The following is a 20,664-nucleotide window of genomic DNA, read 5'->3' on the forward strand; positions in this document are numbered from 1 at the left end:
AGCTTATGACAATCAATCTTTTTGATGATGCCAGCTGGATGTCCCTGCGTCCGCTTACTTTTACCAGGCCAGTGGCCGATCTGCGCATAGGTATTTTAACCATTGCTGAAAAATGGGCCAAACATTTAAAAGCCGATTTTGGCTTTCATACCCAGGATTACCTCTCTATAAAATATGCACCAAAACCTGATGCTAATTTATTTATAAACGGTTCGGTTTGTCCCGATGAAGCTTTGCTTAATGCTGTTGTCAACCTTAAAGCAGGTGAGGTACTCTGTAAAAAAGATGTAATTGTGGCTTATATTGCCGACAGACACGATTCTGAAACTGTTAAATCGCTAAAGCAAATTGAATATGCCGGCGATTTTATACATATTGTTTATCCCGAGCATATTTTTGGTCATAATCCGGCCGAAATCAGAAAAGATTTTAAATTGTTAACTGAAGGACGTAGTTCGGCAAAGTTAAGCGGTACCAATCAGCTGTTAGGAGATGATATTTTTCTGGAAGAAGGTGCTAAAGCAGAATGTAGTGTATTTAATACTACTTACGGACCAATTTATATCGGTAAAAATGCTGAAGTTTGGGAAGGTTCTCTAATCAGGGGATCTTTTGCACTTTGTGATAATTCATCCATAAAAATGGGTGCTAAAATATATTCGGGTACTACAATTGGCCCGAATAGCCGTGCAGGTGGCGAAATTAACAATGCTGTAATCTGGGGCAATTCGGCTAAAGGGCACGAAGGTTATTTAGGTAATTCGGTAATGGGCGAATGGTGCAATATTGGTGCCGATACCAATAATTCGAATTTAAAAAATAACTATGCAGAAGTTAAGCTTTACGATTACGAAAGCCGAAAAATGCGAAATACCAATCTGCAGTTTTGTGGCTTAATTATGGCCGATCATGCTAAATCCGGCATTAATACCATGTTTAATACAGGTACTGTGGTAGGGGTTAGCGCCAATGTTTTCGGCGGCGGACTTCCACCAAACCATATATCTGATTTTAGCTGGGGAGGAGGCAATAGCTTTGAAGCTTATAAACTGGATAAAATGTTAGAAACTACTGAAAAGGTTTTCGCCCGGAAGAACCTACCTTTAGGGGAAGTTGACAAAAACATTATTGCAAAAATATTTGAATTAACCGAATCGTACAGACGATTTTAAATAAGATGAAGGGTTGGGATATTTCAACATTTGAACATTCCAACTTTAAAACATTCTAACATTAAAAAAATACAAAATGAGAAAAAAGATTGTTGCCGGTAACTGGAAAATGAACTTAGATTATAATGAAGGTGTTTCGTTGTTCAGCGAAATTGTAAATATGGTTAAAGATGAGCGCAAAGGCGATCAGCTGGCTATTATTTGCTCGCCATTTATTCATTTAAACAGTTTGGCAAAATTGGGTGGTAACGATGTTAAAATTGGCGCTCAGAACATCAGCGATAAAGAAAGTGGCGCATATACAGGCGAAACTTCTGCTAAAATGGTAAAATCTGTTGGTGCAGAATATGTTATTTTAGGTCACTCAGAGCGCAGACAATATTTTGCTGAAAGCGATGAATTATTGGCTGCTAAAACCAAAACAGCTCTGGCACATGGTTTAACACCTATTTTTTGTATCGGCGAAACTTTGGATGAACGCAATAATGGTAGCTATTACGAAGTGTTGAAAAAGCAATTGGTTGAAGGTCTTTTCAGCTTAACCGAAGAGGATTTCAAAAAGATTGTGATCGCTTATGAGCCGGTTTGGGCTATAGGTACAGGTTTAACCGCTTCACCAGAACAGGCACAGGATATTCACGCTTTTATCCGCAGTGAAATTGAAGCAAATTATGGTTTCAATGTGGCTGATGATACTACCATTTTATATGGCGGTAGCTGTAACCCTGGCAACGCAGCAAGTTTATTCTCGCAAAAAGATATTGATGGTGGCTTAATTGGTGGTGCATCATTAAAATCTCGCGATTTTACAGATATTATTAAAGCATTAAATAGCTAAATGCAATACATTAAAGCAATATTTACGTTCAAAGGTATCGAAGATTATCAACAGGATCTGCTCATCAGCGATCTTGCCGATTTAGGCTTCGATACTTTCGAAGATAGTGAGGGTGGTTTTACGGCTTTCGTAATTAAGGATAATTTTAACGAGCAGGAGTTAAAAGATCTGCTAGGTAATTACAGCGAAGAATTTGCAACAGATTACACTTTAGAAGATGTTGCCGACGAAAACTGGAATGCCGAATGGGAGAAGAATTTCATTCCGCTGATTATTGATGATGTGTGTTATGTAAGGGCAACCTTTCACGAGCCACAGCCATCATATCCTTACGAAATCGTAATTGATCCAAAAATGGCTTTTGGTACCGGTCACCACCAAACCACTACCATGATGATGCAGTACATCTTAGCTGCCGATCTTAAAGGCAAAAACATCCTCGATATGGGCTGCGGAACCGGAATTTTAGCCATTTTGGCTGCAAAATTGGGTGCTAAAAGTTTAATGGCGATTGATTATGATGATATCTGTTACGAAAGTACAATAGAAAATGCTGCACTTAACCAGGTAGATAATTTACAGGCACTTTGCGGCAGTAAAGATTTTATTCCTGATGACGAATATGATGTTATTTTTGCTAATATCAATAGAAATATCCTTTTAGATCAGATTCACCGTTATGCGGAGGTTTTAAAACCAGAAGGCAAAATTTTCTTCAGTGGTTTTTATCTGGATCCCGATCTGGGTATGATTACGGCGGAATGTGCTAAATATGGTATCAAATACGTTGATCATAAGCAAAACGGCGATTGGGTTGCGGCTCAGTTTGAGAAAAAATAATGATTGAATTTTGAATGAATGACAGAATGTTTTAGTTTACGATGCATTACCATTCAATCATTCTCAAATTCTTTCATTCAATAATTAAAAATATGCGCATACATTTTATAGCAATTGGTGGAAGTGCCATGCACAACCTAGCCATTGCATTACATAAAAAAGGTTATCAGATTTCGGGTTCGGATGATGTGATTTTTGAACCTGCAAAATCGAGGTTAAATAAATATGGTCTTTTGCCTGCCGAAATGGGATGGGATGAAAACCGTATTTCGAAAGATTTAGACGCGGTAATTTTAGGCATGCATGCCCGGATCGATAATCCCGAATTATTGAAAGCGCAGGAACTGGGGGTCAAAATCTATTCCTACCCTGAATATATTTACGAACAAAGCAAAAATAAACTGCGTGTAGTAATTGGTGGCAGTCATGGTAAAACAACCATTACCAGTATGATTTTGCATGTATTAAATTATTATAAACGCGATTTCGATTACCTCGTTGGTGCACAGCTGGCCGGTTTCGAAACCATGGTTAAAGTAACCGAAGAAGCTCCCGTAATGATTATTGAAGGTGATGAATATTTATCGTCGCCGATTGATAGAAGACCTAAATTTCACCTTTATAAAGCAAATGTTGCCGTAATTAGTGGTATTGCCTGGGACCACATCAATGTTTTTCCAACTTATGCTGATTATACTTTACAGTTTGATAAATTTATCGATACCATCGAAACTAAAGGTACTTTGATTTACTGTAAAGCAGATGCTGATCTGAACGAGATTGTATCCAATTCAAAAGCGGACATTACTAAAATCGGTTATGCCATTCCTGAACATGAAATCAGAAACGGGATAACTTACCTGCTTCCGGAAGAAACAGCGCTAAAGATTTTTGGCGATCATAACCTGATGAACCTCAATGCGGCTAAATTAGTCTGTAAGCAGTTAAATATCAGTGAATTGGATTTTGATACCGCAATTGCTTCATTTACAGGCGCAGCCAAACGTTTAGAAGTAATTTCTGCCGATGATTCGACAAATGTGTACAAAGATTTTGCACATTCGCCATCAAAATTGAAAGCTACAATTGATGCAGTTAAAGCACAGTTTAAAAATCGTAAATTGGTAGCTTGTATTGAATTGCATACTTTCAGTAGTTTAAACAAAGATTTTTTAAAAGAATATACTGGTGCGATGGATAAAGTTGATGAGGCAATTGTGTTTATCGATATCAAATCTTTTGAACAAAAACGCATGGAGCCTTTTTCTGAAGATGATGTGCAACAGGCATTTGCAAACTCAAAACTGAAATTTTTTAACGATGCTGCCAAACTGAAAAGTTACTTGTTAAGCCTCAATTATAAGGATACCAATCTTTTAATGATGAGTTCCGGCAATTACGCAGGTTTCGATCTGCCCGAACTGGCGGCTTCGTTAGATAAATAGATATGAGATGTGAGATTTGAGACAGGAGATCACCCCATCTCATATCTAGCATCTCAAGTCTCATATCTCACATCTAGTATCTCAAATCTCATATCTATAAATGAAAAGCATCGGAGACCGCATTAAACAAAGCAGATTGGCCTTAGGTTTAAGTCAGGCTGATGCTGCCAAAAAATTAAATATTTCTACTCCGGCTTTCTGCAAAATAGAAACAGGTCAAACCGATCTCAACATTTCCCGTTTACTCCAGATTTCTAAAACTTTTAAAGTTTCCGTTTCGCAATTAATTGATGGTAAAACAGTAGGGGCCGAGCCATCAGCCGAATTAGCAGTGCTTAAAAAAGAACTGATTGAAAAAGAAGAAGAAATTAATAAACTCCGAAAAAAAGTAATCGACCTGTACGATAAACTGGGAATATAAAATTCGGATTTCGATTTGCTAAGCCGATTAATTATCATAATAAAACTATATAATAGAATAAAATTCATTTTTATTTAAAATATTTTGAATTATGTTCTTAATATTTATAGTTTTACAGAATGGTACTCGAAAACAATTTTAGCCTTGATCATATCGATCTGGCTATACTCAGACTCATGCAGGATAATGCCCGGATCTCAAACGTAGATTTGGCGAAGGCATTGGATCTCGTTCCTTCAGCTGTGCTGGAGCGCGTAAAAAAACTTGAGAAGAAGAACGTAATTACCGGCTATAATGCCAAGGTAAATCCTGTTGCGGTCGATTTAAAATTACTGGCATTTATTTCAATGAAATCAGCGCAAAGTTTCAGCTGTAACGATACCGCAAGCGAGCTGGCTAAAATTCCCGATGTGCAGGAAGTGCATGTAATTGCGGGCGATGATTGTTTCCTTGTAAAGGTAAGAACAACTGATTCGGCCTCACTAATGGCTTTGCTGCGAGATGAGTTTAGCAAGGTGCCCAACATTTTATCGGTGAAAACAACTATTGTGTTAGAAACGGTAAAAGAACAGCAACAACTGGTAATTCCTCAAAAATAAAATCATGGCAAATTTAAATAAAACAGCATCTCCGGTAATGGTTTACCTTGCATTTGCTATCGTGTATATTGTATGGGGCTCTACTTACTTTTTTATCCAGAAAGCACTGGCTGGTTTTCCTCCTTTTATTTTAGGTGTAGTGCGGTTCACCGTTGCAGGCATTTTGTTATTGGGTTGGTGTAAGATAAAAGGGGAGCAGATTTTTAACCTGAAAACGATTAAAATTGCAGCGGTAAGCGGTATCCTGATGCTGGGTTTAGGAAATGGGATTGTAATTTGGGTAGAACAATTTATTCCAAGCGGTTTGGTGGCCATCATGGTGGCTTCGGCAGCAATATGGTTTGTGATCCTGGATAAATCTCACTGGAAAGAGAATCTGAGTAATAAATATATTGTTTCGGGTTTGATTATCGGTTTTTTAGGGGTTGTACTTTTATTTGGCGATCAGATTATGCAGGCGCTTGATAAACCACAAAGTAACCTGCAAATCATCGGCATGGTACTGTTGGTTTTCGGACCAATTGCCTGGGCTGGCGGCTCGCTTTATTCGAAATATCACCCCACCACAGAAAGTTCTGTTTCTGTAAACACAGGTTGGCAAATGTTGATGGCAAGTTTAGCATTTTTGCCGGGTGCCGTATTGAAATCAGAATTTAAATTACTGGATTGGAGCGGTATATCACTTGATGCATGGTTATCGATCATATACCTGATCCTGTTTGGTTCCATTGCTGCGTTTAGCGCTTATGTATGGTTGCTAAAAGTGCGTCCGGCTACACAGGTAAGTACTTATGCTTATGTAAATCCGGTTGTGGCAGTGCTGTTGAGTTTAACTTTTACCAATGAAGTAATCGGAATTACACAAGTGATCGGTTTGGTGATTATTTTAGGTAGTGTGCTGTTGATTAATTTACCAAAGTATAAAAGTGCGTAGGCGAAAATAAAAGTGGTGCTTGGCGACACGAACCACAGCATAAGGTTATAGCTAAACCGTCATTTCGACTGAAGTGCAGTCCCGAACGTTCGGGAGAGAAATCTGCTGCATAAAACAAAAAAATGAAATTGAATTTTTTCTTGTTTTCAGTGAATCCGTGGCAGGAAAATAAAAAAAGGTTCGTGGCGACACGAACCTTGGCGATTAAAATATTTTGCGCATCGTTAAATGCTTTTTGCCAAAGGTAGCACCCGTAGCCTTGTGTATCGCGATCATCTGCTCATTAAAATCGCCCACCCAGCTTAATTCAAGCTCCTTGTATTGATTTTTAGGTAATACATATTCACCTAAACGAATAAAAAGAACTGATTCCAGGCCATGTTTCTGAAATTTAGGTTTAGTACCCATTACAATAGCCCTCATGCGGGTAACGCCCACCCAGCGACGGTAAGCAAACTTTAATTTTTCAATTAAACCCAATTTACCATCAAAACCTTTAATCATCTGGTTGGCATCAGGAATTAACACCACAAAAGATGCCGGCTCACCATTAAAATAGGCAAACTGGATCAAATGTTCGTCCATAATCGGCTCCATGCTTTTAAAGCTTTCTTCGAGAGTTTCTTTTTTGATCGGAACAAAGTTTTCAAAATCCTGCCAGCCATCATTATAGATTTCCATTAAATCGTTAATGTATTTGCCGGCATTGGCCTTACTGAAATACTCAAAAGTATAACCCGGTTTGTTTCTTACCCAATTGGCAATTTTGGTAAAACGCTCAGGGAAAGGAATGGTAAGGTTAATATGATTGGTTAACTGTTCATATTCGGTAACAAAGCCATACTTTTCGAAAAACTTTTGATAGTAAGGGAAATTATAATTCATCCCGAAAGAAGGAGGGGTAAAGCCATCCACCAGCAGGCCCCAAAAGGTATCGTTCTCTCCAAAATTTATCGGTCCGTCCATGGCTTTCATGCCGTTTTCAGTCAGCCATGCTTTAGTGGTATCGAATAACAGAAATGCTGCTTTTTCATCATCAATGCATTCAAAAAAACCCATTCCGCCCGTTGGCTGATCGTAATGATACGCTTTTTTCTCATTAATAAAGGCTGCTACACGGCCGATAAGTTTGCCCGCATCATCTTTCAAAACCCAGCGTGTACATTTCCCATGCGCAAAAAAGGTGTTTTTTTCAGGATTAAAGACATTTTCTACTTCGCTATCCAACGGACAGATCCAGTTTTTATCGTTTTTATATAAGAGTTTAGGCGTATTTAGAAAATCTTTTTTTAATGATGGTTTGCTTACCTGTATTACTTGCATGGGCACATTTTAAAATTAAAAAGCATCCTACCAAGCGGGCGGATGCTTTTTCAAATATATGTTTTTTAAATATTAATAATCGTCGTCGTCATCATCGAAATTCTCGAAGTTGTCAAGATCATCTAACGGCAAGTCAAAATCGTCATCATCATCGTCATCCTGAGGCTTCTTTTTCGTTGTTTGAATATCGTCATCATCTTCAAGATCATCGTCTTCGTCTACCTGTTTCTTTGTAGTCGGCTTTGTTGGGAGTTTCTTTGGCGCTTTCATAACACAAAAATAAAAATTGCTTTTATAGTTTAAAAATACAAAAAAACTTTTTTTAATAACAACCTGGAAGCAAAGAAATTAAATTATTTATTCAACATTTTCGCCAACAGTATTTTCTTCTTTTACGATGTCTTTTAATTGCGGAAGCTGACTCAGGTTATTTAGTCCAAAATAATCCATAAATAACGGGCTTGTACTGTAAAGGATTGGCCTGCCAGGTGTTTCTGCCTTTCCATCGATGCTGATCAGTTCTTTTTCGAGCAGGCGCTGTACCGAATAATCAGAATTTACACCCCTGATCTGTTCGATTTCCAATTTGGTAATGGGCTGGCGATAAGCAATAATGGCCAGGGTTTCCATAGCAGCCTGACTTAATTTTTTCTTTGACCGGTGTAACTGGAGCTGGTTAACGGTTTCGTGATAATCTTTTTTGGTAAGAAACTGATAACCATTGTTTAAGAATACCAGTTCGATTGCAAAATCATCATGACTATATTTTTCCTTAATCTGCTCGATACTTTCGAATACCTGTGTTTCGATAAACTCTTCATTAAAAACAGCGTTAAGGGCAAGCAGAATCTCCTGGGTGCCTATGCTTTGGCTGGAAGAAAATATAAGGGCTTCGATGTGCCTGGTGATGTTGTGATTGGGCATATGCAAAAATAGAATTTTTGGGCATAAAAAAAGCGGTCTCGCTTTTAAAAACAAGACCGCTTTCAACACACAAATGAAACCTGAATTAAGATATAGTTTTAGGTTAGGTTATTAAATATCTATATCAATTCTATAAGAACGTCTTTGATAAACACTATCGTTTATTTCTAACACAAGTTTAAGGCTAAAGAAGGTTCGATCAAGGTTCTATTTAGTGAGTGGTATTAATAATTGAGTAAACGGTAAAATTTCTATTTTAACGGTATAGAAATGGATACTGTTGTGCCATTTGTAGCATTTTGTTTCACATTTAAGTGTATAGGTTTTGCTCCAATCTGCCCTAAAAGGTGTAATCTTTCTTTGGTAAGCTGCATGCCTTTACTAATATGCGTTTCCTTTTTATCTTTCAATGAATTATCAATACCAATCCCGTCATCTATTATTTCGATGTTTAAATAAAATTCGTCCTGCAGTTTAATGTTGATCTGGATTTCGCCACCGGTTTCTTTTGGCATAATGCCATGCCATATTGCATTTTCTACATAGGGTTGTAACAACATGGAAGGAATAAAGGTTTCTTCCTTGTCTATATCTTCGTCGATATTAAAAACATATTCGAGTTTATCGCCAAACCGGTTTTTTTCTAATTTTAAATAAAGATTAAGGTATTCCAGCTCTTCTTCTAAAGAAATGTAACTTTTTGTACAGATTTCGAGATTTTTTCTAATCAGGCGGGCAAAACCGGTTAAAACTTTATTGGCAGAGGCCGTATTTTGCGTATTAATGTAATGCTGGATAGAATTCATCACGTTAAATACAAAATGCGGGTTCATCATGGCCTGTAAAGCCTGCTGCTCAAGCATTAAAACCTTATTTTTTAATAATAACTGCTCTTGCTCTTTATCTTTTTGTTTGCGGGTGATGTAAACCGCTACTTTATAGAAAATATAGGCTACTAACAGGATTAAAATGGACAAAAACCATAGACTTTGCCAAAAATGTTTTTTAATGGTAAAGGAGATTTTTGCCGGTTCGCCCCAGTTTCCGTTCTGGCTTTTGGCGCTTACTTCAAACACGTAATCGCCCGATTGTAGCGAGGAGAAATCCAGTCGTCTGGTACGCGTTTCTATCCAGGGCGAATTTTCGTTTAAACGGTAGCGGTAGGTAATATCACTCGTGGTAAAATCTACCGCGCTAAAAGTGAATAAAATGGTGTTATTGCCCGTTTCGAAGGTGAAATTTCCCTGATCTACCGGTAAACGTTCGTTATCTTTAATAATGGAGGTAACATACACCTTGGGCAGGTTTTTAATGATGTTTTTATTATTGTACTTGAATAAAATTAAACCTTTGTTTGTAGCAAAATAAGCCGTGCTATCATCAATAAATAAACTATTAATATCATCGCTCAACAAATCTTTGCCATAATCGAAATTGGCCACACTGGGCTGATTTGGGTAATTTGCAATTTTGTTAACACCCTTGTTCGTGAGGACCCATATTTCGCTGTTTTTTACAAATATTTTGGTACAGATGTTATTGGTTAAACCATCTTTTTGAGTAATCTGCCTGGTAATCTGATTATTTTTGTAAAAAATTAATCCATAGCCATCAGTAGCTAAAATCAGCGTACCATCCGCAAGCTGCTGAATGTCGTTTATCCTCTTGGTAAGCAAAGGATGATTTTCGTAATGTTTGATTAATTTTCCTTTAGAAAACTGTGATAAACCGCTAACGTTAGAAAACCACAAACTGCCTTCGCGGTCGTAAAAAACGTGATAAGAGCGGTCTTTAAAAAAATCTTCTTTTTCGCGGTATTTAGCGGCGTTAAATTCGAATTTGTTCGTCCTGTCGGATAAGAAAACCACCCCTGATGATAGCGCCAGGGCTAAATGGTTGTTGTTTTCGCCAATGCTGAAGTGTTTGATTACAAACATTGAATTGTTTGATTCCTTTAAATAACTTACTTCATCATTGCCTTGATAAATATTTTTAAAAACGCCCATGCCATAATCAGAAGCGAAATATATCGATTGATCTTTGGGATCGAATGTAATCTGTTTAATGGTTTTGTACTTTTTAAAATCATCCAGACCGATTTCGTTAACCTGATAATTGTTGATGCTTAAAACATCAATTACGGCATCATCAGTACCCAGCCAAAGGCGGTTTTTACCATCTTTAGTGATGCTTTTGATTACATTGCTGCTCAAACCCGACTCCGCATCGATAATAGAAAGTCTGTTGTTCGCATTCGGCAGCATATAAATGCCCTGATTGGTAGCGAACCATATGTTTTGATTATTATCTTTAATTACTTGATTAACAGCGATATCCTGTAAATACTGGACGGTTTTCCCATTTTTATCAAGGGCAAAAGCGCCGTTTGCATTTGATAGCCAGACTTCTTTAGCGGTAACGTCGTAATAAAAATAGCCCGACATATTTTTGATCAGGTTCTGCGGGATTGGGATCAGGTTATTAATGGTTCCATGTCTGTATTGTTTCAATCCACCACTATCCAGATAGAACAAAGAACGGTGGGGACTATTGGTCGCGGTCATGTAAGAAAGTGGCTGAACCTTAGATTTAATCATGGAAAAAGTTTTTCCATTAAATTGCTGAACGCTTAAATCGCTGTAGGCAATTATGTTTCCCTGTTCATCCTCATGGATAAAGGCATTGATAAATTTATCATTCTGGTTAGGAGAAATGTATTTTTTGATCGTTTTTCCATCCCAGCAAACAATAAGATTAGCGTTGGTGCCGAGCCAGATTCTTCCGGATTTATCGACCAAAAATGAAACAATTACAGTATTAAAATTTAATTTTTTAAGCAGTTCATCGTTATCCTGGTTATAAAATTTACCTTCTTTAAGATAACTCAGCTGACCATTAAGCGCGAAAAACCATAAACGACCTTCTTTATCCTCTTTCATCTGGAGGATCTGTGTATCTGGCAATCCATCTTCAATGGTGAAATTCTGGAAATTTGTACCGTCAAAACGGCTCAGTCCATTGTCTGTAGCAATCCAGATAAAGCCTTTTTTGTCCTGTAAAATATAATAACAATTGTTGCTGGCCAATCCGTTTTTTGAGTTGTAATGGGGAAGATAGGTGGTTTGGGCAAAAAGACTTTTAGGAGTGATAAAAACTGTAGCTAAAAATAAAAAAGCAATAAAAATTCTGCTGAAGTTTGGCTTCAGGATAGCTTTTTTAGCTAAAAATTGAACTTTTATCTGTGGGTTAATGATCACTGTTGGCTTTTGTAAATAATTTTATTTTTTCGAAAAAATCGCTCGCCCTTCTTCTCGAAATGTTAATGCTTTCGCCGTTTTTCAGGAAAACCTGAAGTCCGTTTTTAGAGTTGTATTCCTTTAAGTGGTTTAAATTGATGATGCTCGACTTGTGAATCCTTACAAATTGGTCGGTTGGTAAAAGCTCTTCAAACTCGCGTAATACTTTAGAAACGGTTATTTTATCGTGATTATTTAAGTGTACGATAGAATAATTACTATCTGCCTCAATGTAAATAATGTCATCAATATCGATCATTTTAAAACCTTGTCCGTAAGGCAGTGTAAGTTTCCTGATTTCCGTTCTGGAGCTTAGGCTGGAGGCGAGATTATTGATTCTTTCGTCGTTTTCATTTTGGCCTTTAAACAATTTTATATGCTGAAAAACCTTCTCTACGGCTGTTTTAAGCTCATCTATATCGATTGGCTTTAGCAGATAATCGAGCGCATTGGCTTTAATTGCCTTCAGTGCATACTGATCGTAAGCGGTAGTAAATATAACAGCTGCCTTATGTTTTTGTGCATCGGGGATGAGTTCGAAACCATTGCCTCCCGGCATGGCAATATCGAGAAAGATTAAATCGATGGGATGGTGCGCTAAAATATCTTTTGCTTCGGCTACAGACCTTGCAATACCGGTAATTTCTACCTGTGCACAATTCTGTTGCAGTAAAAAAAATAGCGACGATCGGGCAAACTCCTCATCATCAACAATAATGGCTTTAAGTGTAGTCATAATTATAGGTTGGTGAATGTATTAAAATGCGCTTACAAAAAAAAATGCAAAAAGAAAAAACCAGTATTCTGATTGTCACGTATGTATCATCAAACGAATTCAAAACCACTAAACATAGATGACTATGAAAAACAATGAACTAGAAACAAAAAATGAGCTTCAGGAAAAAAGTTTATTTGACAAAACTGTAGGAAGAAGATCTTTTCTTCAGTATGCAGGCGCGGGTGCAGCGGGTATTGCTTTAGTAGCTGCTGGTTGTAAAAAAGACCGTGGCTACGAAAATCCAACAATGGATGGCGCAACATTAGATTTTAAAGATGATTTCGGCGTACTAAACTATGCTTACGCTTTAGAGCAATTGGAAGCTGCGTTTTATATTAAGGTTGCATCTGCTCCACCTTCAGCATTCACAGCTGCCCAGAAAGCATATTTTCAGGATGTTCAGTTTCATGAAATTGCGCACAGGGAATTCTTTAAAAAAGCATTGAGTACTGCTGCAATCGGTAGTTTAGAGGTTGATTTTTCTAGTATTGATTTCACAAGTGCTTCAGGTGTTTTAGCTGCTGCACAATCATTCGAAGATTTAGGTGTGGCTGCTTATAATGGAGCTGGTGTACGTATTTCCACTACCGATTATCTTGTTCTGGCAGGTAAAATTGTTTCAGTAGAAGCCCGTCACGCAGCATGGGTTAGGGATCAGATTTCTAACGGAACTTTTGCTGATTTGAATAGCTTAACAGCATTAGGAGCTAGTAATTCAGCAGGTTTGGACGGAGCTTTAACACCAGATAAAGTTTTGGCAATTGCTGGAAAATATGTAAAAACAAAAATTAACGTAATCAACCTTTAATCTTTAAAACTCAACAATCATGAATATCTTAAATATATTAGACGAAATAGAAAAAGTGGACGGTGAGATCTATGAAAGATTAAGTCCGCGTAGATCAGCAATGAAAGATTTTTTCAATGTTGGTAAAAAAATATCAATGGCAGCATTACCGCTTGCTTTGGGTTCAATGTTTCAAAAAGCTTATGGACAAACAAACCCAAGTAGTGTTAATGATGTATTAAGTTTTGCATTGGCTTTAGAGTATTTAGAGTACAACTATTACAACCATGCTTTAACAAATTCTACTATCACTTTCCCTACAACAGCATCAAATGCAGCTATAACTACGATCAGGAACCATGAAAGAGCACATGTTGATTTATTAAAAAGTGCGTTAAAAATTACAGGTGCTGATGGTTATGTAGATGCTGATTTTGATTTTACAGCTGGAGGTGCATTTGGCGACGTTTTCAGTAACTATCAAACTTTCTTAAAAGTGGCTTTAGCTTTCGAAGATACAGGTGTAAGAGCTTATAAAGGACAAGCGCCTATTTTAAAAGGTATGCCTGTTTTAACAACTGCCTTACAGATACATTCAGTAGAGGCCCGTCACGCATCGCACATCCGCCAAATGGTTGCAGCTTCATTGGGTGTGGCTTTAAAACCTTGGATCAGTTATGCAGCTAATGGTAACGATACAGGAATTGCAGCAGTTGATGGAGTTTATGCTGGTGAGCAAAATACCGTACAAGCTGGTATTGAGATTAATGGATTGGGTGGTGCTTCGCAAACCCAGGCAGCAGAAAGTTTTGACGAATTTTTAACTGGAGCGGCTGTTAAAAACATTGCAAATCAATTTATCAAAACTGGTAAAAAATTAACCTAAAAAAATATTTACATTATTGATTAGGTAATGTTTAGTTTAAGGTAGGGAGGTAGAACTTGGTTTTACTTCCCTTTTTTGTAAATAATTTTCAGGATTGATCAGTTGAAATTTAAACTGATCCTTTATTTGGTCATTAAAGATTTATAACAACTTAACTATATTGCTTTAGGCAAGCCTGCCAATGCTCATTAAAAATCAATACTTTCTTCCATTTCCCATTTTAAATCATCTAGTAGGTTATCACCTGTTCCTCTAAATGCTCAGGCAAATCCCTGTAATTATATTTCTGTCCACGTAACTGTGGTTCGAAACCTGCAGCTTTAATTGATTGCTGGATACCATTAGCCGTAAAACGGTGAGGTGCACCAGCGGCCGATACTACATTTTCTTCAATCATAATCGATCCAAAATCGTTTGCACCTGCATGTAAACAAAGCTGGGCAGTGGTTTTTCCAACAGTTAACCAGCTGGCCTGGATATTTTTAATGTTTGGCAACATGATACGGCTCAAGGCAATCATTCGGATATATTCATCAGCGGTTACATTGTTGCTGATTCCTCGAAGCCTCTTTAATAAAGTACCATCGTCCTGGAAAGGCCATGGAATAAAGGCTAAAAATCCATTTGCATCGGCAGGTTTTTCGCTCTGTACCTGACGGATCCATACCAGATGCTCAAAACGTTCTTCAATGGTTTCTACATGACCGAACATCATGGTTGCCGATGTGGTAATATCTAATTGATGGCAGGCACGCATTACATCCAGCCACTCTTGTCCGCCACATTTTCCTTTAGAAATTAAACGCCTTACACGGTCATTTAAAATTTCGGCACCGGCACCAGGCAACGAGTCCATTCCGGCTTCTTTAAGCACTTTTAACACCTCTGTATGCGTCATGCCTTCCAGTTTTGCTACGTGTGCAATTTCCGGCGGACCTAAAGCGTGAAGTTTTAAATCGGGATATAATTCTTTTAATTTTTTGAACAGATCGGCATAAAAGGCCAGGCCCAAATCAGGGTGGTGACCACCTTGTAATAACAATTGATCGCCGCCTAAACGGAAAGTTTCTTCAATTTTTACTTTATAGGTTTCGATATCCGTAATATAACTCTCCTCATGGCCAGGCCTGCGGAAGAAATTACAGAATTTACAGTTTGCTATGCAAACATTGGTCGTGTTTACATTGCGGTCGATTTGCCAGGTTACTTTACCACTTGGCACCTGAATTTTTCTTAGTTCATTGGCCACAAACATCAAAGATGCAGTATCGGCATTGTGATATAGATATACGCCTTCTTCCTGAGAAAGAAACTCAAAGTTTAAGGCACGTTTTAATAATTCTGCAGTTTGCATATACAAAGATAGGTAAAAGGGAGGGAAGGTTGAAGGCGTAAGGTTTGAGGTTTGTAAAAAAAATTATGGAGCGCTATTCGAAAAGCGTATGGCGTTTAGCGTTATAATGGAGTTTCCATTATTCATCTTACATCTTCCATCCAACATTTCAGATTGTCCATCATTTGCCATTTTAAATTCTCCATCATTTTCCATCGCCCAAATTCCCTTAAAATAATATCTTTACGGTTCTAAAATTAGATATGGTAGATTTTAATCGTTTTACACTAGCCAATGGGTTAAATGTTTTAGTACATGAAGATGCTACAACCCCGATGGCAGTTTTAAATATTTTATATGATGTGGGTGCCCGCGACGAGGATCCTGAAAAAACCGGTTTTGCACACTTATTTGAGCATTTAATGTTCGGTGGATCGGTAAACATTCCAAGTTACGATGAGCCTTTGCAAAGGGTAGGAGGCGAAAACAATGCTTTTACAAGTAATGATATTACCAACTATTACATTACGCTACCTGCAGAAAACATAGAAACCGCGTTTTGGCTGGAAAGCGACCGTATGCTGAGCCTGGCTTTTTCTGAAAAAAGTTTAGATACACAGCGGAATGTGGTAAGTGAAGAATTTAAGCAACGTTACCTCAACCAGCCCTATGGCGATGTTTGGCTAAAATTGCGTCCACTTGCTTACAAAAAGCATTCTTACCGTTGGGCAACCATTGGAAAAGAACTTTCGCATATCGAAAATGCAACCATGGAGGATGTAAAAGCATTCTTTAAAAAACATTATACACCGCAGAACGCCATTTTGGTTGTGGGCGGAAATGTGAAAACGGAAGAGGTAAAAAAACTGGCCGAAAAATGGTTCGAGCCTATCCCTGCCGGTGAGAAATATGTTCGGGATTTAGTTCAGGAAGAACCGCAAACAGAAGCCAGACAAGAAACGGTTAAAGCAAATGTGCCTTTAAATGCGATTTACATGGCTTTTAAAATGCCCGGACGTTTAAACCAGGATTATTATGCTTTTGATTTGTTATCGGATATTTTATCGCGTGGACAATCTTCCCGTTTATACAACAGTTTATTAAAAGAGCAACAGCTATTTAGTGATATCAATGCCTACATTTCAAGCAGTTTGGATCCCGGTTTATTTATCGTTGAAGGTAAACTGGTAGAAGGAATCACAATAGAAGCTGCCGAAAAAGCCATTTGGGCAGAACTGGATAAACTTAAGGCTGAGTTAGTTGCAGATGCTGAATTAACTAAAGTAAAAAACAAGGTAGAATCGGTACTGGTTTTTTCTGAAATGAGCCTTTTGGATAAAGCCATGAACCTGGCTTATTATGAACTATTAGGCGATGCTGCTTTATTAAACCAGGAAACAGAGGCGTTTTTAAAAGTTACAGCCGAAGACATTAAACGGATTTCTAACGAAACTTTTAGCCCAAATTCATCATCAACTTTATATTATTTAACGGAAGAACATGCTTAACAGACAACAGGCGCCTGATTTTAAGCAGGTATCGACTATAAATTTTATCCAGCCGGAAAAAAAAGCACTGGATAACGGTGTTCCTGTTTTTACCATTTACTCGGGTGAGCAGGATTTAGTGCGTATCGAATTTATTTTCGAAAACGTAAACTGGAAACTTGATAAACCATTACAGGCCATTGCGGTAAGCTCACTGATTAATAATGGAACCTATAAGTTAACTTCAAAGGAAATAGCCGAGCAGATCGATTTTTATGGGGCGTTTTTTCAAACGGAATATCTTCAGGATCAATCGTCTGTTACCCTTTACACGCTGAATAAACATTTACATTCAGTACTGCCGATTGTGAAAGATGTTTTATCAGAAAGTCAGTTTCCACAACACGAGCTTGATATTTATATTCAAAACCAGAAACAAAAACTGCAGGTAAACTTAAAGAAAAACGATATTCTGGCAAGAAAGGAATTTGCACATGCTTTATTTGGCGATACCGCTTATGGTGTAAATATACAGGCTGAACATTATGATGCACTAAAACGGGAAGACCTGATCGAATATTTTAAAGCAGCTTATGCGCCAAATAACTGTACTATTATTGTTTCAGGAAAATTTGACGAAGCAAGTTTTAATTTATTGAATGATGCTTTCGGTAAAAATTGGGAAAAAAGTAATGCCGTAAAAAACAGTTTCAATTTTACTGCTACAGAAAAACAGGTTATTTATACTGAAAAACCAGAAGCATTGCAGTCTGCCATCAGAATTGGCCAAATAGCCATTAACCGCAAGCATGAAGATTTTTCGGGGCTTCAGATTTTAAATACTGTATTAGGTGGTTATTTTGGTTCGCGTTTGATGAATAACATCCGTGAGGACAAGGGTTACACCTATGGCATTGGATCTGGCATTTCTTCATTACAACAAGCGGGTTATCTATTTATTTCTACCGAGGTAGGTGCTGATGTTTGCGCTGCGGCTCTGACAGAAATTTACAAAGAAATAGCGCTTTTAAAAACTGAATTGATCGGGGAGGAGGAGTTGAGTCTGGTTCGTAATTATATGCTAGGTTCTATGTTGGGCAGTCTGGAAAATGTTTTCTCGCATGCCGATAAATTCAAGAATATTTATTTTTCAGGATTAGATTACGATTATTACACTAAATATATCGAAAAAGTAAAAACCATTACAGCTGAAGAATTAATGGCACTGGCTAATAAATACCTTACAACAGAGAACTTTACTGAAGTGGTAATTGGAAAGAAATAAATCTTGCCAAGCCAATTAAAAAATGTCTGTCAGAAACTGTCATGTTGAGCCTTTCGAAACGCCTAAAACATACTTTAAAGCGACCTTCGACAGGCTCAGAATGACAATCCTGCATTGATGATATAAAGTCTTTTTTAATACCTATACTGGCATAAATATGCCGTTTGTACCGTCGCTTTTACCTTAAATGATGAATTGGCAGGTACTTCAAAATTACTGCCGGCTTTAAAGGTTTGCCAGTCGGTAGTTTCAGGAAGCAAGGCTTCCAATTCGCCTTCTATAACGTGCATAATTTCTTTTTGGGCGGTTCCGAATGTGTATTCTCCGGGATTTATAATGCCTATTGTCGATTTGCCTTCGGTGGTTTCATAGCCCAGCGATTTTACATTGCCATCAAAATATTGGTTTTCAGTAATCATAATTATAAGGTGAGGATTTTTTTGAGCTTACTTTTACTTCTCAAAAGTTGTCTTTTTGATCGGCACAATAATAATAAACATTTATTTCAAATTTATTATGCTTACCGTCAATTGTCAGCCAAGCTCAATATTTAAGCATTTTTATCTTTATACTTTTATTTTCGCGTTATTTCCGTATCTTTGCCTGGCAAATAATAAATCCTAATTTATTTGCTATGCAACTCGATTCCACAAAATTTATTGCCACAGGTTTAACGTACGATGACGTACTATTAGTACCCGCATATTCAGAAATTCTGCCCCGTGAAGTAAATACATCCACTTTTTTAACTAAAAAAATCAAACTTAATGTTCCGTTGATTTCTGCCGCAATGGATACTGTAACTGAGGCTGAACTTGCCATTGCCATTGCACAAAATGGTGGGATCGGGATGTTGCACAAAAACATGACTATAGACAGACAAGCTGCTGAAGTGCGTAAAGTAAAACGTTCTGAAAGTGGTATGATCCAGGATCCGGTAACTTTACTGGAAACGGCTGTAGTTGCTGATGCTTTCAAAATTATGAAAGAGCACAAAATTGGTGGTATTCCGGTGGTAAGCAGCGATAATAAATTGGTTGGTATTATTACAAACAGGGATCTTCGTTTTCAAAAGGATATGAAACGCCCGGTTTCTGAGGTAATGACCAAAGATAATTTAATCATTGCACCAGAGGGAACTACTTTGGTACAGGCAGAAGAAATTTTGCAGAACCACAAAATCGAGAAACTTCCGGTAGTAAGTAAAGATGGTTATCTAAGCGGTTTAATTACTTTTAAAGATATATCAAAAGTTAAAAATTATCCTGTTGCCTGTAAAGATGAACGTGGTCGTTTACGCGTAGGTGCTGCGGTTGGCGTAACTGCCGATACCATTGAAAGGGTTGATGCTTTGGTTGCAGCCGGAGTTGATGTAATTACCATCGATACGGCTCACGGTCACTCTAAAGGTGTAGTTAATAAATTAAAAGAAGTAAAAGCTAAATATCCTGATTTACAGGTTATTGTTGGTAATATTGCTACAGGCGCTGCTGCAAAGTTCCTGGCTGATGCTGGTGCCGATGCCGTTAAAGTGGGTATTGGTCCGGGTTCTATTTGTACCACCAGGATTATTGCCGGTGTTGGTGTTCCTCAGTTATATGCTGTTTACGAATGTGCTAAAGCTTTAAAAGGTACTGGTGTACCGGTTATTGCTGACGGTGGTATAAAACATACTGGTGATATTGCAAAGGCAATTGCATCTGGTGCAAGCACTGTAATGGCAGGTTCGTTATTTGCAGGGGTTGAAGAATCACCGGGTGAAACCATTATCTACGAAGGACGTAAATTTAAATCATACCGTGGTATGGGATCAATAGAAGCTATGGAACAAGGTTCTAAAGACCGCTATTTCCAGGATGTTGAAGATGATATTAAAAAACTGGTTCCCGAAGGTATTGTTGGTCGTGTGCCGTTTAAAGGTACTTTGGCCGAAGTAATGTACCAGTATATTGGCGGATTACGTGCAAGTATGGGCTACTGTGGAGCAGCAAATATTGAAGCATTACAAGAAGCACAGTTTGTACAGATTACCGCTGCGGGCATGCGCGAAAGCCACCCACACGATATCACCATTACTAAAGAAGCACCTAATTATACCAGATAAGGTTTATGGTGTAAGGCTTAAGGTATAGGGTAAATGAAAATACCTGATAATTTTAAGGAATAAATGAACGGGGCATCGGTTTACGACAGCCCCGTTTTTTGTCTACCATCATCCTCGTTTGTATTTTGAAAATAACCTGCTGTAACGCTTCGGGTCGTGCAGCCCTGCTATCCCTGCAAGTCCGCACTCGTTCCTCGCTTGCGGGCTTTCCG

The 20,664-nt window shown here is 37.8% G+C and carries 19 protein-coding genes; 12 read left to right on the plus strand and 7 right to left on the minus strand.

The window, feature by feature from the left end:
- Positions 1–5 precede the first annotated feature (5 nt).
- The 7 genes from ACTJKC_RS01450 (at position 6) to ACTJKC_RS01480 (ending at position 6,249) form a co-directional block, all read left to right on the plus strand.
- The gene (locus ACTJKC_RS01450; RefSeq protein WP_344851320.1) at positions 6–1,172 is read left to right on the plus strand and encodes a putative sugar nucleotidyl transferase; all 1,167 of its coding nucleotides are present in this window, start codon (positions 6–8) and stop codon (positions 1,170–1,172) included.
- Positions 1,173–1,248: 76 nt separating this feature from the next.
- Positions 1,249–2,010, plus strand: a complete 762-nt coding sequence (tpiA, locus tag ACTJKC_RS01455) for a triose-phosphate isomerase (protein WP_440789608.1) — start codon at positions 1,249–1,251, stop codon at positions 2,008–2,010.
- On the plus strand, positions 2,011–2,850 hold the full coding sequence (prmA, locus tag ACTJKC_RS01460) for a 50S ribosomal protein L11 methyltransferase (protein WP_440789610.1): 840 nt from the start codon (positions 2,011–2,013) through the stop codon (positions 2,848–2,850).
- A 92-nt stretch (positions 2,851–2,942) separates the two neighbouring features.
- Positions 2,943–4,295 carry a UDP-N-acetylmuramate--L-alanine ligase gene (locus tag ACTJKC_RS01465; RefSeq protein ID WP_440789612.1) on the plus strand — a complete coding sequence of 451 codons (1,353 nt, stop codon included), beginning with the start codon at positions 2,943–2,945 and terminating at the stop codon, positions 4,293–4,295.
- Positions 4,296–4,395: 100 nt separating this feature from the next.
- Positions 4,396–4,716, plus strand: a complete 321-nt coding sequence (locus ACTJKC_RS01470; protein WP_440789614.1) for a helix-turn-helix domain-containing protein — start codon at positions 4,396–4,398, stop codon at positions 4,714–4,716.
- 119 nt (positions 4,717–4,835) lie between these two features.
- On the plus strand, positions 4,836–5,315 hold the full coding sequence (locus ACTJKC_RS01475) for an Lrp/AsnC family transcriptional regulator (protein ID WP_440789616.1): 480 nt from the start codon (positions 4,836–4,838) through the stop codon (positions 5,313–5,315).
- A gap of 4 nt (positions 5,316–5,319) precedes the next feature.
- A complete protein-coding gene (locus ACTJKC_RS01480) occupies positions 5,320–6,249 on the plus strand; it encodes an EamA family transporter (RefSeq protein WP_440789618.1) in 930 nt (309 codons plus the stop codon).
- Positions 6,250–6,453: 204 nt separating this feature from the next.
- Here ACTJKC_RS01480 and ACTJKC_RS01485 read toward each other — a convergent pair whose 3' ends face one another.
- From ACTJKC_RS01485 to ACTJKC_RS01505, 5 genes are all read right to left on the minus strand, one after another.
- On the minus strand, positions 6,454–7,572 hold the full coding sequence (locus ACTJKC_RS01485) for a GNAT family N-acetyltransferase (protein ID WP_440789620.1): 1,119 nt from the start codon (positions 7,570–7,572) through the stop codon (positions 6,454–6,456).
- A 72-nt stretch (positions 7,573–7,644) separates the two neighbouring features.
- Complete coding sequence (locus ACTJKC_RS01490; RefSeq protein ID WP_344851312.1) at positions 7,645–7,842, minus strand: hypothetical protein; 198 nt, start codon at positions 7,840–7,842, stop codon at positions 7,645–7,647.
- A gap of 87 nt (positions 7,843–7,929) precedes the next feature.
- Positions 7,930–8,496, minus strand: a complete 567-nt coding sequence (gene scpB / locus ACTJKC_RS01495; protein ID WP_440789622.1) for an SMC-Scp complex subunit ScpB — start codon at positions 8,494–8,496, stop codon at positions 7,930–7,932.
- Between the two features lie 251 nt (positions 8,497–8,747).
- Complete coding sequence (locus ACTJKC_RS01500; RefSeq protein WP_440789624.1) at positions 8,748–11,753, minus strand: ligand-binding sensor domain-containing protein; 3,006 nt, start codon at positions 11,751–11,753, stop codon at positions 8,748–8,750.
- On the minus strand, positions 11,743–12,528 hold the full coding sequence (locus ACTJKC_RS01505; RefSeq protein ID WP_344851309.1) for a LytR/AlgR family response regulator transcription factor: 786 nt from the start codon (positions 12,526–12,528) through the stop codon (positions 11,743–11,745). The genes ACTJKC_RS01500 and ACTJKC_RS01505 overlap by 11 nt, the downstream gene beginning before the upstream one ends.
- 124 nt (positions 12,529–12,652) lie before the next feature.
- Here ACTJKC_RS01505 and ACTJKC_RS01510 point away from each other — a divergent pair, with 124 nt between their 5' ends.
- On the plus strand, positions 12,653–13,378 hold the full coding sequence (locus ACTJKC_RS01510) for a ferritin-like domain-containing protein (protein WP_440789627.1): 726 nt from the start codon (positions 12,653–12,655) through the stop codon (positions 13,376–13,378).
- A 19-nt stretch (positions 13,379–13,397) separates the two neighbouring features.
- Positions 13,398–14,243 (plus strand): ferritin-like domain-containing protein, encoded by an 846-nt coding sequence (locus tag ACTJKC_RS01515; protein WP_440789629.1) that lies wholly within the window; start codon positions 13,398–13,400, stop codon positions 14,241–14,243.
- Positions 14,244–14,472: 229 nt separating this feature from the next.
- Here the strand turns inward: ACTJKC_RS01515 and mqnC are convergent, their stop codons facing one another.
- Positions 14,473–15,597: a cyclic dehypoxanthinyl futalosine synthase gene (mqnC, locus tag ACTJKC_RS01520; RefSeq protein WP_344851306.1), complete on the minus strand. Its 1,125-nt coding sequence runs from the start codon at positions 15,595–15,597 to the stop codon at positions 14,473–14,475.
- Between the two features lie 242 nt (positions 15,598–15,839).
- Here mqnC and ACTJKC_RS01525 point away from each other — a divergent pair, with 242 nt between their 5' ends.
- Both ACTJKC_RS01525 and ACTJKC_RS01530 read left to right on the plus strand, forming a co-directional pair.
- Positions 15,840–17,084, plus strand: a complete 1,245-nt coding sequence (locus ACTJKC_RS01525) for a M16 family metallopeptidase (RefSeq protein WP_440789631.1) — start codon at positions 15,840–15,842, stop codon at positions 17,082–17,084.
- Positions 17,077–18,348, plus strand: coding sequence for a M16 family metallopeptidase (locus ACTJKC_RS01530; protein ID WP_440789633.1), 1,272 nt, complete (start codon positions 17,077–17,079; stop codon positions 18,346–18,348). The genes ACTJKC_RS01525 and ACTJKC_RS01530 overlap by 8 nt, the downstream gene beginning before the upstream one ends.
- Positions 18,349–18,482: 134 nt before the next feature.
- Here ACTJKC_RS01530 and ACTJKC_RS01535 read toward each other — a convergent pair whose 3' ends face one another.
- Positions 18,483–18,767, minus strand: coding sequence for a pyrimidine/purine nucleoside phosphorylase (locus tag ACTJKC_RS01535; protein WP_440789635.1), 285 nt, complete (start codon positions 18,765–18,767; stop codon positions 18,483–18,485).
- Positions 18,768–18,982: 215 nt separating this feature from the next.
- Between ACTJKC_RS01535 and guaB the strand changes: the two genes are divergently transcribed.
- Positions 18,983–20,452, plus strand: coding sequence for an IMP dehydrogenase (guaB, locus tag ACTJKC_RS01540; RefSeq protein ID WP_440789637.1), 1,470 nt, complete (start codon positions 18,983–18,985; stop codon positions 20,450–20,452).
- Positions 20,453–20,664: the final 212 nt, after the last annotated feature.

Origin of the sequence: Pedobacter sp. 22226 (assembly GCF_052045455.1) — a bacterium.
GTDB lineage: Bacteria > Bacteroidota > Bacteroidia > Sphingobacteriales > Sphingobacteriaceae > Pedobacter > Pedobacter jeongneungensis.

Bases quoted from the DNA above. Each gene is read 5' to 3' on its own strand.
- ACTJKC_RS01450 (WP_344851320.1), top strand. From the start codon at position 6: ATGACAATCAATCTTTTTGATGATGCCAGCTGGATGTCCCTGCGTCCG.
- tpiA (WP_440789608.1), top strand. From the start codon at position 1,249: ATGAGAAAAAAGATTGTTGCCGGTAACTGGAAAATGAACTTAGATTAT.
- prmA (WP_440789610.1), top strand. From the start codon at position 2,011: ATGCAATACATTAAAGCAATATTTACGTTCAAAGGTATCGAAGATTAT.
- ACTJKC_RS01465 (WP_440789612.1), top strand. From the start codon at position 2,943: ATGCGCATACATTTTATAGCAATTGGTGGAAGTGCCATGCACAACCTA.
- ACTJKC_RS01470 (WP_440789614.1), top strand. From the start codon at position 4,396: ATGAAAAGCATCGGAGACCGCATTAAACAAAGCAGATTGGCCTTAGGT.
- ACTJKC_RS01475 (WP_440789616.1), top strand. From the start codon at position 4,836: ATGGTACTCGAAAACAATTTTAGCCTTGATCATATCGATCTGGCTATA.
- ACTJKC_RS01480 (WP_440789618.1), top strand. From the start codon at position 5,320: ATGGCAAATTTAAATAAAACAGCATCTCCGGTAATGGTTTACCTTGCA.
- ACTJKC_RS01485 (WP_440789620.1), bottom strand. From the start codon at position 7,572: ATGCAAGTAATACAGGTAAGCAAACCATCATTAAAAAAAGATTTTCTA.
- ACTJKC_RS01490 (WP_344851312.1), bottom strand. From the start codon at position 7,842: ATGAAAGCGCCAAAGAAACTCCCAACAAAGCCGACTACAAAGAAACAG.
- scpB (WP_440789622.1), bottom strand. From the start codon at position 8,496: ATGCCCAATCACAACATCACCAGGCACATCGAAGCCCTTATATTTTCT.
- ACTJKC_RS01505 (WP_344851309.1), bottom strand. From the start codon at position 12,528: ATGACTACACTTAAAGCCATTATTGTTGATGATGAGGAGTTTGCCCGA.
- ACTJKC_RS01510 (WP_440789627.1), top strand. From the start codon at position 12,653: ATGAAAAACAATGAACTAGAAACAAAAAATGAGCTTCAGGAAAAAAGT.
- ACTJKC_RS01515 (WP_440789629.1), top strand. From the start codon at position 13,398: ATGAATATCTTAAATATATTAGACGAAATAGAAAAAGTGGACGGTGAG.
- mqnC (WP_344851306.1), bottom strand. From the start codon at position 15,597: ATGCAAACTGCAGAATTATTAAAACGTGCCTTAAACTTTGAGTTTCTT.
- ACTJKC_RS01525 (WP_440789631.1), top strand. From the start codon at position 15,840: ATGGTAGATTTTAATCGTTTTACACTAGCCAATGGGTTAAATGTTTTA.
- ACTJKC_RS01530 (WP_440789633.1), top strand. From the start codon at position 17,077: ATGCTTAACAGACAACAGGCGCCTGATTTTAAGCAGGTATCGACTATA.
- ACTJKC_RS01535 (WP_440789635.1), bottom strand. From the start codon at position 18,767: ATGATTACTGAAAACCAATATTTTGATGGCAATGTAAAATCGCTGGGC.
- guaB (WP_440789637.1), top strand. From the start codon at position 18,983: ATGCAACTCGATTCCACAAAATTTATTGCCACAGGTTTAACGTACGAT.